Raw genomic sequence first — 13502 nt, 5'->3', positions numbered from 1 at the left:
CCCCACTAGCGGTGGAGCCTAGCTGCGCACCAGATCCAGCTCGAAGTGGGGCTTGGACTTGCGTGCATTCCACGCGTGGACCTTGTACCCATCGGCTTGCGGCTGGAAGGCCAGGTCAACCGATGCCGGAAGCACTACCGGGGTCTTGAACTCGATGCTCCAGTGGTACGTTCCGTTGGCTGGTTCGATCCCCGCCAATGCCCGGGCTGCCAGGTAGATGCCGTGGGCAATAGCCGCTGGCATGCCCAACGCCTTGGCGCTGACCGCGGACAGGTGAATCGGGTTGTAGTCGCCGGCTACTGCGGCCCAACGACGTCCCGTTCCCTGATCCAGTTTCCAGCTCGCGGTACGCTGCGGTGCGGCAAAGGCCGGATGCGCGATCTTCTCCGGTGTGCGGCCCTCGAGCCGCACGCCTTTGGCCAAGAACGTGCTGCGCAGCAGCACCCGGTCCTGCCCGTCCACGACGAGGCGCATCACCAAGTCGGAGGTGACCCCCTGGGGATGGGCCGAAAGGTTCTCGCTGTGCACCTCGATATCGAATGCTTCGTGCTCCCCCAGCGGCTGGTCCACATCGACCTGGTTGGACAGGTGGATCATGCCCAGCAGCGGCAAGGGGAAATCATCTTGCACCATCAAGGACATCGCCAGCGGGAAAGCCAGCGAGTGCAGGTAGAGGCTGGGCAGCACGCCGTTCATCGGCGCGCCTACGGCCTGGCGGAACTCGGCGAGTTTCACCGGATCGGCCTTGGCGCCCTGGAAGACCAGGACGGTTTCGGGCAGCACCGGGTTCTTCGGCTTCCGCTTCAGGGTCTTCACGGCCCTGGCATAGACCGAGGCCATCGAGGGAATCCCGGTGACGATCTGCGCACCCATCTAGGCACCTACCAGCGATTGGCCGCAGACCCGCAGCACTTGGCCGTTCAACCCGGCCGCGGCATCGGATCCGAGGAAGCTGATCGCCTCGGCAACGTCTACCGGCAGACCGCCTTGCATCAGCGAAGGCAGAACCATGCGGGCAACGGTGCGGGTACCCAGCGGGATCTTCGCGGTCATCTCGGTCTCGATGAACCCGGGAGCCACAGCGGCGATGGAGCCGCCATTTTCTGCAAACAGCTTGGCGCTGGCGTGCACCATGCCGATCACCCCGCCCTTGGAGGCCGCATAGTTGGTCTGGCCGCGGTTCCCGGCAATGCCGGAGGTGGAAGCCAGCGAAACGATGCGCAAACCGGGCAGCTTGGCTGCCAGGAAGGCCTCATTCATGCGCAGCTGCGAAGCGATGTTCACGGCAATCACCGAGTCCCAGCGGCCGGCATCCATATTGGCCAGCAGCTTGTCCCGGGTGATGCCGGCATTGTGGATCACCAGATCCAGCGAGCCATGGCGGCCGATCGCATGGTCCATGATCTGCTGGGCGGCATCCTGGGCGGTGACATCCAACTGCAAGGCGGTGGCGCCGATGGAGTTGGCGACCTTGGCTAGCGATTCGCCGGCAGCAGGCATATCCACCACGACCACCTGCGCGCCGTCGCGGGACAGCGTCTTGGCGATGGCCGCGCCGATGCCGCGAGCGGCACCGGTCACCACCGCGACCTTGCCGGCCAGCGGCTTGGCGAAGTCGGCAGGCAGCACGCCGTCATTGGTGCGCACGGAAAGGAACTGGCCGTCCACGTAGGCGCTGCGCCCGGAGAAGAAGAAGCGCAGCGCGGCCAGCGCACTAGGGCTGGCAACGCTGGTGCCTTCGGCAAGCACGATGCCGTTGGCGGTGGCTCCCGCGCGCATTTCGCGGCCCATCGAGCGCACGATGCCGTCGATGCCCTGGCGCACGGCGGAAAGCTCCGGCGCATCGTCATCGCTGGCGGGACGGGAGAAGGCCACCACGCGGCCGCCTGGCAGCAGCTTGCGCAACGCCTGGCCGGCCGCCAGCATCAGTGGCGACAGCTCGGTGGGGTGCTCGAGTTCATCGAGCAGCAGCACCAGGCCGCCGAGCTTGGCATCGCCGGCGTCGTGCCGGCGCACATCCAGCCCCCAGGCGACCAGGGTGTCGCTCAGGTCCTGGGCCTTGGACGAGGCACCGAGCACCAGCACCGGGCCGGGCAGCAGTGGCGCATCGGGGCTGTAGCGGCGCAAGCGCGGAGGACGCGGCAAGCCCAGCAGGGTGGCCAGCTTCTTGGTGATCCCGGAATTAACCAGTTCCATGTACTTGTCCGCCATTAGCTGCGAGCCTCCAGAATTGCGACGACGCCCTGGCCACCTGCGGCGCAGACCGAAATCAGCGCGCGGCCCGAGCCCTTTTCATGCAGCATTTTCGCGGTGCTGGCGATGATGCGCCCGCCGGTGGCGGCGAAGGGGTGCCCTGCGGCCAGCGAGGAGCCGTTCACGTTCAGCTTCGACCGGTCGATGGCGCCCAGCGGGGCATCCAGCCCCAGCTTCTCGCGGCAGAATTCCTCGTCCTCCCACGCCTTGAGCGTCGAGAGCACGGTGCCCGCGAAGGCCTCGTGGATCTCGTAGAAATCGAAGTCCTGCAAGGTGAGGTTGTTGCGCTCCAGCATCCGGGCGGTCGCGTAGGCCGGAGCCATCAGCAGGCCCTCGGCACCGTGCACGAAGTCCACTGCCGCCGCTTCGAAGTCCACGAAATTGGCCAGCATCGGCAGGTCGTTGGCTTGCGCGTACTCTTCGCTGCCCAGCAGCACGGCCGAGGCGCCGTCGGTCAGCGGGGTGGAGTTTCCGGCGGTCATGGTCGCCGCATCGCCCAGGTTCTTGCCGAAGGCGGGCTTGAGCTTGCCCAGCTTTTCCATGGTGGAGTCGGCGCGCAGGTTGTTGTCCTTGGACAGGCCGTTGAACGGGGTGACCAGGTCGTTGAAGAAGCCGCGGTCGTAGGCGGCGGCCAGGTTCTGGTGGCTGGCCAGGGCCAGTTCATCCTGGGCCTCGCGGGTGATGCCCCACTTCTTGGTGGTGATTGCCTGGTGGTCGCCCATGGACAGGCCGGTGCGCGGTTCGCCGGTGCCGGGGGCGGCCGGGGCCAGATGGCCTGGGCGCAGCTTGGCCAGCGCGGCGAGCTTGGCCTTGGTGCTGCGGGCGCGGGAAAGCTCCATCAGGATGCCGCGCAGCGCATCCGAGACGGCGATCGGCGCGTCGGAGGTGGTGTCCACGCCGCCGCCGATGGCGGAATCGAGCTGGCCCAGCTTGATCTTGTTGGCCAGCGAGCCGATGGCTTCCATGCCGGTGGCGCAAGCCATCTGCACGTCATAGGCCGGGGTGGCGTGATCCAGCGAGGAGCCGAGCACCGATTCGCGGATCAGGTTGAAGTTCTTGGAATGCTTGAGCACCGCGCCGCCGGCGACGGCGCCGATGCGCTGTCCCTGCAGGCCGAAGCGGGCGACCAGGCCCTGAAGTGCTGCAGTGAACATGTCCTGGTTGGACGCATTGACGTAGGCGGTATTGGAACGGGCGAAGGGAATGCGGTTGCCACCGATGATCACGGCACTGCGCACAGAGGGCTGGCTCATGTTCGTTGAACTCCTACAAATATTCTGGTGTGACAAGTATTACTGTAACCAAGAGTACATGATACTGTGAGTTACGTGAACAAGATCACTGGGGAAATCGACCGCGAGACCGACGGCCGGGCAGCTCGCTGGCAAGCGCATCGCACCGCGCGCCACGAAGAACTGCTCAAGCTGGCGCGCAAGGCCGTGCACAAGCTCGGCCCGCAGGTCTCCATGGAAGACATCGCCAATCACGCGAAAACTTCCAAACCGGTGTACTACCGGTACTTCGGCGACAAGGAGGGCCTGCGCCAGGCACTGAGCGCCATGGTGATCAACGACTTCCGCGAACGTGTCATCGCCGCAGGCCTGGCCAAGGAAGACGAAATCAGCGCCCTGCACGCCATGGTTTCCTCCTACCTGGAGCTGGCCGCCAACAGCCCGAACCTGTACTTCTTCGTGACATCGGCCCCGCGCTGCGCCGACGATGAATCCGCTGGCGCCCTGAGCACCTTCTTCGAAGAGGCATCCAGCTTGATGAGCGAACGCCTGCTCAAGCTCTATGACCAGCGCGCCACCTCCGCGACCCTGGAATTGTGGCCGCGCGCGGCGCTGGGCATGGTCCGCGCGGCCGGCGAACAGTGGCTGCGCCAACCGGATTCCGCCAACAAGCCGGCATTGCCGTCGCTGGCCGCGGAACTGACCAATTGGCTGGCCTACGGCATCGCCTCCACCCGGACCCCGAAAACCAACTGAAGCACCCAGGTGCACTCCCAACCCGACTCACCACCGAATAGAAAGACACGTCATGAGCGAGAACCGCATCAACGTCAACGCCCTGTCCGAACAGCTCTTCGGCCCCTATGCCGAAATCCGCAAGGCGTCCCGCGCCCGCGCCGCGGACCCGCAGCTGCAGCGCGACCCGCTGCTGGGCATGGATGAGCATCGCGAACGCGTTCTGGGCCAGCTGGGCATCCTGGTGCAGCAGGAAGCCGTCCAGCGCGCCTTCCCCACCGAATTCGGCGGCAAGAACGACCACGGCGGATCCATCGCCGCCTTCGAGGAACTGGTTGCCGCGGACCCGTCGCTGCAGATCAAGGCCGGAGTGCAGTGGGGCCTGTTTGCCGGGGCGATCCTGCACCTGGGCACCGAAGATCACCACAAGGCCTGGCTGCCCGGCGCAATGAACCTGGACACCCCCGGCGCCTTCGCCATGACCGAAATCGGCCACGGCTCCGCCGTGCCCGCGGTGGGCACCACCGCCACCTACGACGAGGCCACCGATGAATTCGTCATCCACACCCCGTTCAAGGCCGCCTGGAAGGAATTCCTGGGCAACGCCGCCCTGCACGGCAAGGCCGCCACCGTCTTCGCGCAGCTGGTCACCAAGGGCGTGAACCACGGCGTGCACTGCTTCTACGTGCCGATCCGCGATGAGCAGGGCAACTTCCTGGAGGGCATCGGCGGAGAGGACGACGGGCTCAAGGGCGGGCTGAACGGCATCGACAACGGCCGGCTGCACTTCACCAATGTGCGCGTCCCCCGCACCAACCTGCTCAACCGCTACGGCAACGTGGATGAATCCGGCACCTACTCCTCGCCGATCGCCTCCCCGGGCCGCCGCTTCTTCACCATGCTCGGCACCCTGGTCCAGGGCCGCGTCTCGCTGGACGGCGCCGCCACCAACGCCTCGAAGATCGCCCTGCAGATCGCGGTGACCTACGGCAATCAGCGCCGCCAGTTCAACTCCGTCTCGGACACCGAGGAAACCACCTTGCTGGACTACCAGCGCCACCAGCGCCGGCTGCTCACCCGGCTGGCCCGCACCTATGCGTCCTCCTTCGCCCACGACGGGCTGCTGGAGAAGTTCGACGCGGTGTTCTCCGGGCGCGAGGACAGCGACACGGACCGCCAGGATCTGGAAACCCTCGCCGCGGCGCTCAAGCCGCTGAGCACCTGGGACGCGCTGGACACCCTGCAGGAATGCCGCGAAGCCTGCGGCGGAGCCGGGTTCATCGCCAAGAACCGCTTCACCCAGCTCTATGCAGACCTCGATGTCTACGTGACCTTCGAGGGAGACAACAATGTGCTGCTGCAGCTGGTGGGCAAGCGCCTGCTCACCGACTATGCCGCCGAATTCCGCAAGCTCGATACCGGGGCCATGGCCCTGTACGTGGCCAAGCAGGTGGGCACCACTGCCCTGCACCGCTCGGGCCTGCGCAGCGTCGGCCAGGCGTTCGCGGATATCTCCGACGAGCGCAAGAGCGCCAACTTCTTCAAGGACCCGGAGAACCAGCGTGCCCTGCTCACCGACCGCATCAACGCCAAGGTGGCCGAAGTTGCCGGCGCCCTGCGTGCTGCCGGCAAGGACAAGGCCAAGGGCGCCGCGGCATTCAACGAGAACCAGGACCTGCTGATCTCCGCGGCACGCGACCACGGCCAGCTCTTGCGCTGGGAAGCGTTCACCGCCGCGTTGGAGCAGACCGGCGATGTCGCCACCAAGGAGGTGCTGACCTGGCTGCGCGATGTCTTCGCCCTGAGCCTGGTCGAAGACGACCTGGGCTGGTACCTGTCCCACGGCTTGCTCTCCATGCAGCGTGCCCGCACCCTGCCCGGCTACCTCAACCGCCTGCTCGCCCGCCTGCGCCCGCACGCACAGGACCTGGTCGAGGCCTTCGCCTACACCCAGGACCACCTGCGCGCGGACATCTCCTCGGGCGGCGAAGCCGAGCGCCAGGACGAGGCCATGGAGTACTTCCGCAAGCTGCGCGCCAGCGATGACGCGCCGGTCAGCGAAAAGTCGCTGCAGAAGGCCAAGGGCTAACCCGTAGCCACGCCGATGCCCGCATCCCAAAGCATTCTGGGTGCGGGCATCGGGTGGTTAACCGTTCAAGCGCTGGGCCAGCGCCACAATGATCCCTTCAGGTCCGCGAATGTAGGCCATTTTCCACACGCCTTCATAGTGTCCGATGCCGCCGATCAGCGGATAGCCGCGCTGGTTCAAGTCATCCACCGTGGCCTGCAGGTCATCGAGCTCGAAGGCGATCGAACGCAATCCCAATTCATTGGCCATCGCCGCATGGTTTCCCGGCAGGTGCGCTGGTCTTTCGAAACTGGACAGCTCGATTCCCACATCGGATCCGGGAGCCTTGAGCATCACGATATTCGTGCGCGAGTCGGGCACAGCGCAGACGGTCTCCAGGAACTCGCCTTCAAGCCCGTTCGCCCGGCCTTCCACTTCCAGCCCCAGGCTGGCAAAGAAGCCGGTCACCATCTCGAGGTCGGCAACGGTGATGCCTACATGGTCGAATCGAATGGGTCGCGGCATGGGAATCGGTTCGCTTTCGCTCGAAGGTACGCCACAGCCTACTCCGCTGGACGGCGGCGAACCAGATCGCCGCTGCCTTTTGGCACCAGCAAACTAGCTTGCGGCGAGCCGAAGCTCGTCCGCCACCTTGGCTACCAGCTCCCGCTCTTTCGCGCTCACCGCCTGAACCGGCAGCGGCAAGCAATCTTCAGCTACCCAGCCGAAATGCTCGGCGATGGCGGCACTGATCCTAAGGCTCCCGCCGCAGTGTGCCATCAGCTCCCACAGCGGCTCCAGTCTCGCTGAGATCGCCAACGCCTTTTGCGGGTCTCCTGCCTGCACGGCACGGGTTATTGCCACCATCGGAGCCGGAACGGTTCCGCCCACCGCGGTAAACCACGCGTTGCATCCTGCGATCAGGCCAGCTGCCCCTAAAGCGTCGCCCGATACGCCGATGCCCACGTGTTCGGGCAGCACCGCACGAATTGCGGCCACGTGCTCCTTGGCCTGCACCGGATCGGCTGGAACCCCGGGAATCTTGATTGACACGATCCCGGGCAGCTGCGCGATGCGCCCGTAGAGCCGGTTGCTGAAGGCGAAGTGGGTGGTTCGGGGATTGTTGTAGACAATGACCGGCAGCTCGCTGTGTTCACTGGCCGCCTTGAACAAAGCGAAGACCTCATCGTCATTCAGCTGCTGATAGCCCACCGGGGCGAGCAGCACGCCGACGGCACCGGCGTCCCGGGCATCGCCAATATGTTCCAGGACGCGGGAAGTGCGCAGTGCACCCACGCCAGCAAGCACCGGGATCCGGTCCGCGTGCTGCACGGCCAGCTCGATGACGCGCCGGCGCTCGGCGCGATCCAGGTACATATACGAGCCAGTTGAGCCCAGCACGGTGATCGAATCCACCTCGGCCCGCACTAGCCGCTGCACCAGGCCAATGAATGCCGGCTCGTCGAGCCGGTCATCGCGCAAGGGCGTGAGCGGGAAGGCACTGAGCCCGGTCCACGCAGTTGCCGGCGCCGCGTTGTTTTTCGCTGCCAAGCTCATGATCCGTTCTCCTTAATGATGCGCTGGTTCCTGGATCTTACGGCGAGCAGTGCGCAGAGGATGACCGCGCATCCGCCCACGACGGTGGGCCAACCGATGGATTCGTGCAGCAGCAAGCCCGCCCAGCAGATGGTCATCACCGGTTGCGCCAATTGCACCTGGCTCACCTGCGCCATCGGCCCGATGGCCAATCCCCGGTACCACGCGATGAAGCCCAGGAACATGCTCACGACACCGAGATAGGCAAACGCAGCCCACTCGCCGGGTGTCGCCGTGGGCGGGTGCTGGACCGCTGAGACGGTGGCGAGCGTCAGCATCACCGGAGATGCGAGAACCAGCGCCCAGGAGATGGTTTGCCACGAGCCGAGCTCGCGCGAGAGCAAGCCGCCCTCCGCGTAGCCGATAGCGCAAGCCAGTACGGCGCCGAAAAGCAGCAAGTCTGCTCCGTGCAGCCCGCCCAGCCCGCCACCTTGCACAGCCGCAAAAGCCAGGGCGGCCAGTGCCCCGGCAGCTGCCGCAATCCAGAACCTGGTGCTCGGACGTTCCTTGGTGCGCAGCACTGCGGCAACTGCCGTCGCCGCGGGCAAAATGGCGATGACTACCGCACCGTGGCTGGCCGGAGCCGAGGTCATTGCAAAAGAGGTCAGCAGCGGAAACCCGGCGACAACTCCCCCGGCGACGACAAGCAGCCGCCAGCATTGCGGCCGCGTAGGAAATTTCTGGCCGGTCAACCAGAGTGCGGCGATGGCTAGCACTGCGGCGATCACCGATCGCCCCGCACCGGCAAACAGCGGATGCAGGTGGCCGTGCTCTACGGCGATGCGGGTGAAGGGCACGGTGAAGGAGAAAGCGAGAACGCCCAGTAGCCCCCAGAGCAGTCCGGCACCCGGGGTGGATAGCGGTTGTCCATTATTGACAGTAGCGGTACTATGTAGCTTCATGTTTAACAGTAGCAGTGAGCGTGTGGTTGCGAAACTCCAAGAGTGGATTGCGGCAGCCCCTGCCGGGAGCCAGTTGCCCTCCACGCGTGCTCTGGTGGCGGAACACGAAGTCAGCCCGGTCACGGTGCAAAAGGCTTTGCGCACGCTCATCGGCCAAGGCGTCGTTGAGTCACGCCCCGGTATCGGCACCTTCATCCGCAAGCAACCGGTAGCCCGGGCGCACGACTACGCCTGGCAAACCGCCGCGCTGGGGGTCGTCCATCGCCCGTTGCCGGAGTTGGCCGCCGCCCAGCGGGCGACACCCAATGACGTCATCTCCTTGCATTCTGGATACCCGGATCGCGAGCTGCTGCCTGAACGCCTGGTGCGCAGCGCCTTCGCCCGAGTTGCACGCAGCGACGCCGTGCTCCAGCGCACCGAAGCCGCGGGATTGCCGGAGCTGCAAAGCTGGTTCGCCAGCGAACTCGGGGCGATCACCGCGCCGGGACTGAGCGCCCCGGCGGCCAGCGATGTTGTCGTGCTCCCGGGCAGCCAAAGCGGACTGGGGTCGATCTTCCGCTCGCTGGTTGGGTCCGGAAAGCCGATGCTCATCGAATCCCCCACCTACTGGGGCGCCATCCTGGCTGCCGCGCAGGTCGGCGTGCAGCTCATCCCCATTCCCGCTGGGCCGCACGGTCCGGACACCGAGGTATTGGACCGTGCTTTCGAGCAAACCGGGGCTCGCGCTTTCTACGCGCACCCGAATTTCGCCAACCCCACCGGCGCCCGCTGGTCGCCCGAGGTTTCGCTGCGGGTACTGGAGATCCTGAAGCATCGCGGCGCGTTCCTGGTGGAAGATGACTGGGCCAAGGATTTCGGGATCGACGTGGATTCTTCACCGGTCGCCGCCCGTGATGACAGCGGCCATGTGGTGTATCTGCGATCCCTGACCAAGAGCGTTTCCCCTGCAGTGCGCGTGGCCGGGGTAATTGCCAGGGGCCCGGCACGTGAACGGATCCTGGCCGACAACCAAGCGCAATCGATGTATGTCAGCGGCCCGCTGCAAGCGGTCGCATTGGATGTGGTCACGCAACCCGGGTGGCGCACCCATTTGTGCTCCGTGCGCCAGCAGCTGGCAACCCGCAGGGACCTGGTCCTGGATGCTTTGGCGCAGCATCTGCCCGAAGCCCAGGTTGAACAGATCCCCCGAGGCGGGCTGAACCTCTGGGTACGGCTGCCCGATACAGCTAATCCGGCACAGCTGGTGCGCGACTGCGAGATGCGCGGTGTAGCGATCGCGGCCGGCGACAGCTGGTTCCCTGCCGAGCCGACCGGACGCTTTTTGCGGTTGAACTTTGCTGGTCCGAATCCCGGAGCCTTCAGCCAGGGAGTCGAGATCATTGGCCAGGTGCTGCGCGGCTAGTTGTACGTCTCCGAAATACTCAAAGAGTCCAATGGTGGACCGCGAACGCGTACCATCCCACTGCCGCCTTAGCGATCTCCGACTCCCAACGCGCCGCACTGGAAGTGATCGCGAGATCGCAGACCGCCTCCCAAGTTAACATGCAACGCGCGCAGGTCCTGCTGACGGCCACCGACGGTCTGGCTAACGAATCGGCCTCCAAGGTGGCCAGGGTACCTCCGGGGAAGGTCCGCGCATGGCGAACCCGTTTCGAATAGAAAAGGCTGGCCATCTTCCCCTTCACCACCCGCGGACACACCCTACCCCCGCTGCGCCGGCAACAGCTCATGCAACAGCTCCGAACGGCACACCGCGAATAGCTGCCGGAGATTCTCAGTGGGAAAACCGGGCTGGCCGGCCATGGAATGCCGTACGGTCCATAACGAAAGCGTAAAAAAACCCTCAAAGGTTCCTCCCCGAACTTAAAGGCACCCTCGCCAATCAATGTGAGCAAAGGGTAAGAAGTGTACAAATACCCATAGATTTCCTTCATCACCCCGCCTTTGGAATTTTCAAACTCACTACTACCGAAGGACCACGCTGATGGGTATTCATTTCTTTAAAGCACAGCAGTACCGGTACGAAGTTCGAGATTTGCCCACCAAGCTCGCGTTCCATCCTGGTTAGCTTTGTGGTTGCCTGTACTGCGAATCTCGTGATTTCATCACTGAAAGTGCTATTGAGACGGGCTACTGGACGCGGTGAGGACTGGCTTGTAATTGCCGCCATCCAACGACCGCTCTGCCGCGATGCCGCACAACGAAATGGCTGATTGCCCTACCAGTTATTCACTGAACAGCGAGTGTCAACAATGAGCGTTGTTCTTAGTCATAACGCCTCTTGGAATAATTACGAGCAACTGCATTACTCATAATCGTTCTCGTGCCGTTCGGCGGATAGCCAAGTGGTGCTCGCTCCACCGATCGATAGCGGCTCTCGGCATTGATGCACTGGCCAGAAGTGAAATGACCGGCCAGCATCTCCTTTCCGGAAGAAGAAAGAAGGCCCCGGTGAATGAAAAATAATTTCATCCACCGGGGCCTGTCGAACTCTTTGCTGGCTACAGTCCGTCTACCTCGACCAGGCCGCGGCGCGTAGGCACCGGGGCCACGTGCGTGCCGTTGGCCGCCACGCGCTGAACCGACAGCAACCGCGGCGGCGCGCCGTCGGCGGTTTGCAGGATCCACGGACCGACCATCAGGTAGCCGCGATCATTTTCGGCCTCGGTGACCACGCCGGTAATCACGAAATCACCGTAGGGTTCCTGGCTGAAGGATGCGGCAACCAAATCGCCGTGGGACAGCTCGGAAACTTCGACGTCTTCCGGGGCGAACTCGCCTTCGAAGACTGCGGGGAAGGCGCGAACGTCCTTATCAGGCTGGCGGGCCATGGTTTCGCCGCCGTCGGCGTCTTTGGCTTTCTTCTTGGCAGCGGCCGCGTTCAGCCCGCCAACCATGACGTCGTCGAGCACGGTGGCGTGCGCGGCACCGGTGATCAGGAAGTTGCCGAAGCGGGCGGTCTTGTAGAGCACCGAGATCACGTCCCCGGCTTCCACCTCGCCGAAGGCCGCTTTCATGCCGGCTACATCGCGCTTGGAAGGGCCCTTGATAAAGACGTCCACGGGGTGATTCTCCGATTCTGCAGGAATTAGGTTCTGCGCTTAAGCGTAGGCCAGTTACCAGCCACGAAGAAAACGCCTAGCCTCGCAGGGCGGCGTCGAACCATCCGGTAATGCTCGCCGGATGGGTGATCGCGGTGCCCACCACCACGGCGAACGCGCCGGCATCCAGCGCGGCTTTGGCCTGCGCCGGGGTGTGGATCCGGCCCTCGGCAATCAATGGCGGCTCCAGGCCCGCTGCTGCGATCTGCTCCAGCAGCTCAAGGTCCGGCCCCTCGGTCTTGTCCCGTTCCCCGGTGTAGCCGGCCAGCGTGGTGCCGATCAGATCGGCCCCGGCCTGCGCGGCAGCCAGCGCGTCGTCCAGCGACCCGCAGTCGGCCATCACCAAGGCGGCAGACCGTTCGTGGACCGCGTTAATGGTTTGTTCCAGGCTCTTGCCGTCGGGCCGTTCGCGGCGGGTGCCGTCCAGGGCCACGATGTGCGCCCCGGCGTTGGCCACCGCCAAGGCGTGGTGGATGGTGGGGGTGATGAACACGCCCTCATGGCCGTCCTTGAACAGCCCGATGACCGGCACCTCGACGGCCGAACGGGTGAATTGGATATCCGCGATGCCCTGCACGCGCACGGCGCCGGCGCCGCCGATCACCGCCGAGGCCGCCACCTGCGCCATGGTCTGCGGGTGGCGCATCGGCTCCCCCGGATAGGCTTGCGCCGAAACGATCAGCCGTCCGCGCAGGGCTTGAAGTGCTGCTGCCGAAAGCAACATGTCTTTCTCCTCTTAGTCTTGTGGCCAGAATAGGCTGGCCGCCCCGATCAGGGCGGCATCGGTTCCCAAACGGGCAGGTTCCAGCGCGGTGCCGCGCACCAGGTCGATGGCGCTGGAGGCGAAGCCCTCGCGCACACCCTCCCACCAGATTCTCCCCGCCCCGGCCATCCCGCCGGCAATGACGATTTTCTGCGGGTCCAGCACGTTGGCCAGCGATCCGGCGGCGGCGCCTGCGGCCAGGCCTCCGGTATGCACTGCCCGATAGGCCAAGGCGTCGCCGGCTCCGGCCAGCGCGGTGACCGCCTGGGTGTCGCGCACCTTCGGGTTGCCGGCCAATCGCTGGTAGTGCCGGTGGATCGCCGGCCCGGCGGCGATCGCCTCCACATGCCCGGTGCGTCCGCAGGAGCATTCCAGCCCGGTGGCGTAAGCCGAATCGATGTGCCCCATATGCCCGGCCACGTGGTGGAAGCCGGTGACCAGCTGGCCGCCGTGCAGGTAGGCTCCGCCGATTCCGGTGCCGATGGCCAACAGCATCATCTGGCCGGTTCCCCGGCCTGCGCCGAAGCGGGCCTCGCCCAAACCGTGGGCGTGCACGTCATTGACCGCGCGGACTCCCAGTCCGGTGAGCCGTCCCAGTTCGGCCGCCATGTCGGTGCCGGCCCAGCCCGCCAAGGTATCAGTGGCCGATACCACCTTCGCGGTTTCCGGGTCGATGACCCCGGCGGCGCCGATACCCAATCCGGCCGGCTGCGCCGAGCATGCACCGCGCAGCTGCTGCACCACGCCGGCCATGGCCGCGATGATTGCGGCGGCGCCTTCGCGGGCCGGTGTGGGTGCTTGGCTGCGCGCGGTGATGGTGCCATCGCGGCGCACTACGGCGCCGGCGATCTT

The 13502-nt window shown here is 65.2% G+C and carries 12 protein-coding genes; 3 read left to right on the top strand and 9 right to left on the bottom strand.

Annotated features, from left to right (window positions below):
• Positions 1-18: 18 nt before the first annotated feature.
• Genes ACNPN0_RS13110 through ACNPN0_RS13100 form a run of 3 tightly spaced genes read right to left on the bottom strand, consistent with a single transcriptional unit; the run spans position 19 to position 3506 of the window.
• The gene (locus ACNPN0_RS13110) at positions 19-873 is read right to left on the bottom strand and encodes a MaoC/PaaZ C-terminal domain-containing protein (RefSeq protein WP_434690419.1); all 855 of its coding nucleotides are present in this window, start codon (positions 871-873) and stop codon (positions 19-21) included.
• Complete coding sequence (locus tag ACNPN0_RS13105) at positions 874-2211, bottom strand: 3-oxoacyl-ACP reductase (protein ID WP_332595399.1); 1338 nt, start codon at positions 2209-2211, stop codon at positions 874-876.
• Entirely contained in the window at positions 2211-3506 is a 1296-nt protein-coding gene (locus tag ACNPN0_RS13100) for an acetyl-CoA C-acetyltransferase (RefSeq protein WP_448938626.1), read from the bottom strand. Before ACNPN0_RS13100 ends, ACNPN0_RS13105 begins: the two co-directional genes overlap by 1 nt.
• 75 nt (positions 3507-3581) lie before the next feature.
• Between ACNPN0_RS13100 and ACNPN0_RS13095 the strand changes: the two genes are divergently transcribed.
• Both ACNPN0_RS13095 and ACNPN0_RS13090 read left to right on the top strand, forming a co-directional pair.
• Positions 3582-4241: a TetR/AcrR family transcriptional regulator gene (locus ACNPN0_RS13095; RefSeq protein WP_105661260.1), complete on the top strand. Its 660-nt coding sequence runs from the start codon at positions 3582-3584 to the stop codon at positions 4239-4241.
• Positions 4242-4293: 52 nt separating this feature from the next.
• Entirely contained in the window at positions 4294-6309 is a 2016-nt protein-coding gene (locus ACNPN0_RS13090; protein WP_448938930.1) for an acyl-CoA dehydrogenase family protein, read from the top strand.
• 57 nt (positions 6310-6366) lie between these two features.
• On the opposite strand, the gene ACNPN0_RS13085 is transcribed toward ACNPN0_RS13090, so the two are convergent.
• The 3 genes from ACNPN0_RS13085 to ACNPN0_RS13075 all read right to left on the bottom strand — a co-directional run bounded on the left by ACNPN0_RS13085 (position 6367) and on the right by ACNPN0_RS13075 (position 8786).
• Complete coding sequence (locus tag ACNPN0_RS13085; protein WP_434690409.1) at positions 6367-6813, bottom strand: VOC family protein; 447 nt, start codon at positions 6811-6813, stop codon at positions 6367-6369.
• 93 nt (positions 6814-6906) lie between these two features.
• A complete protein-coding gene (locus ACNPN0_RS13080; protein ID WP_448938624.1) occupies positions 6907-7845 on the bottom strand; it encodes a dihydrodipicolinate synthase family protein in 939 nt (312 codons plus the stop codon).
• Entirely contained in the window at positions 7842-8786 is a 945-nt protein-coding gene (locus ACNPN0_RS13075; protein WP_105657815.1) for a DMT family transporter, read from the bottom strand. Before ACNPN0_RS13075 ends, ACNPN0_RS13080 begins: the two co-directional genes overlap by 4 nt.
• Between ACNPN0_RS13075 and ACNPN0_RS13070 the strand changes: the two genes are divergently transcribed.
• Complete coding sequence (locus tag ACNPN0_RS13070) at positions 8785-10188, top strand: aminotransferase-like domain-containing protein (RefSeq protein ID WP_105657814.1); 1404 nt, start codon at positions 8785-8787, stop codon at positions 10186-10188. The genes ACNPN0_RS13075 and ACNPN0_RS13070 overlap by 2 nt on opposite strands.
• Before the next feature lie 1099 nt (positions 10189-11287).
• Here the strand turns inward: ACNPN0_RS13070 and ACNPN0_RS13065 are convergent.
• The 3 genes from ACNPN0_RS13065 to ACNPN0_RS13055 form a co-directional block, all read right to left on the bottom strand.
• Positions 11288-11848, bottom strand: coding sequence for a hypothetical protein (locus ACNPN0_RS13065; protein ID WP_105661251.1), 561 nt, complete (start codon positions 11846-11848; stop codon positions 11288-11290).
• A 76-nt stretch (positions 11849-11924) separates the two neighbouring features.
• Entirely contained in the window at positions 11925-12611 is a 687-nt protein-coding gene (locus ACNPN0_RS13060) for an N-acetylmannosamine-6-phosphate 2-epimerase (RefSeq protein WP_402741320.1), read from the bottom strand.
• Between the two features lie 12 nt (positions 12612-12623).
• Positions 12624-13502, bottom strand: an 879-nt coding sequence (locus tag ACNPN0_RS13055) for an ROK family protein (RefSeq protein ID WP_448938929.1), incomplete at its 5' end; no start/stop codon positions are given.

It is taken from the genome of Glutamicibacter sp. AGC84, assembly GCF_053543575.1.
The sequence above is the reverse complement of the archived record's forward strand: the minus strand, read 5'-3'. Positions and strand labels throughout refer to the sequence as shown.

Excerpts from the sequence above, each read along its gene's own strand:
- ACNPN0_RS13110 (WP_434690419.1), bottom strand. The coding sequence starts at position 873 with ATGGGTGCGCAGATCGTCACCGGGATTCCCTCGATGGCCTCGGTCTAT.
- ACNPN0_RS13105 (WP_332595399.1), bottom strand. The coding sequence starts at position 2,211 with ATGGCGGACAAGTACATGGAACTGGTTAATTCCGGGATCACCAAGAAG.
- ACNPN0_RS13100 (WP_448938626.1), bottom strand. The coding sequence starts at position 3,506 with ATGAGCCAGCCCTCTGTGCGCAGTGCCGTGATCATCGGTGGCAACCGC.
- ACNPN0_RS13090 (WP_448938930.1), top strand. The coding sequence starts at position 4,294 with ATGAGCGAGAACCGCATCAACGTCAACGCCCTGTCCGAACAGCTCTTC.
- ACNPN0_RS13085 (WP_434690409.1), bottom strand. The coding sequence starts at position 6,813 with ATGCCGCGACCCATTCGATTCGACCATGTAGGCATCACCGTTGCCGAC.
- ACNPN0_RS13080 (WP_448938624.1), bottom strand. The coding sequence starts at position 7,845 with ATGAGCTTGGCAGCGAAAAACAACGCGGCGCCGGCAACTGCGTGGACC.
- ACNPN0_RS13070 (WP_105657814.1), top strand. The coding sequence starts at position 8,785 with ATGTTTAACAGTAGCAGTGAGCGTGTGGTTGCGAAACTCCAAGAGTGG.
- ACNPN0_RS13075 (WP_105657815.1), bottom strand. The coding sequence starts at position 8,786 with ATGAAGCTACATAGTACCGCTACTGTCAATAATGGACAACCGCTATCC.
- ACNPN0_RS13060 (WP_402741320.1), bottom strand. The coding sequence starts at position 12,611 with ATGTTGCTTTCGGCAGCAGCACTTCAAGCCCTGCGCGGACGGCTGATC.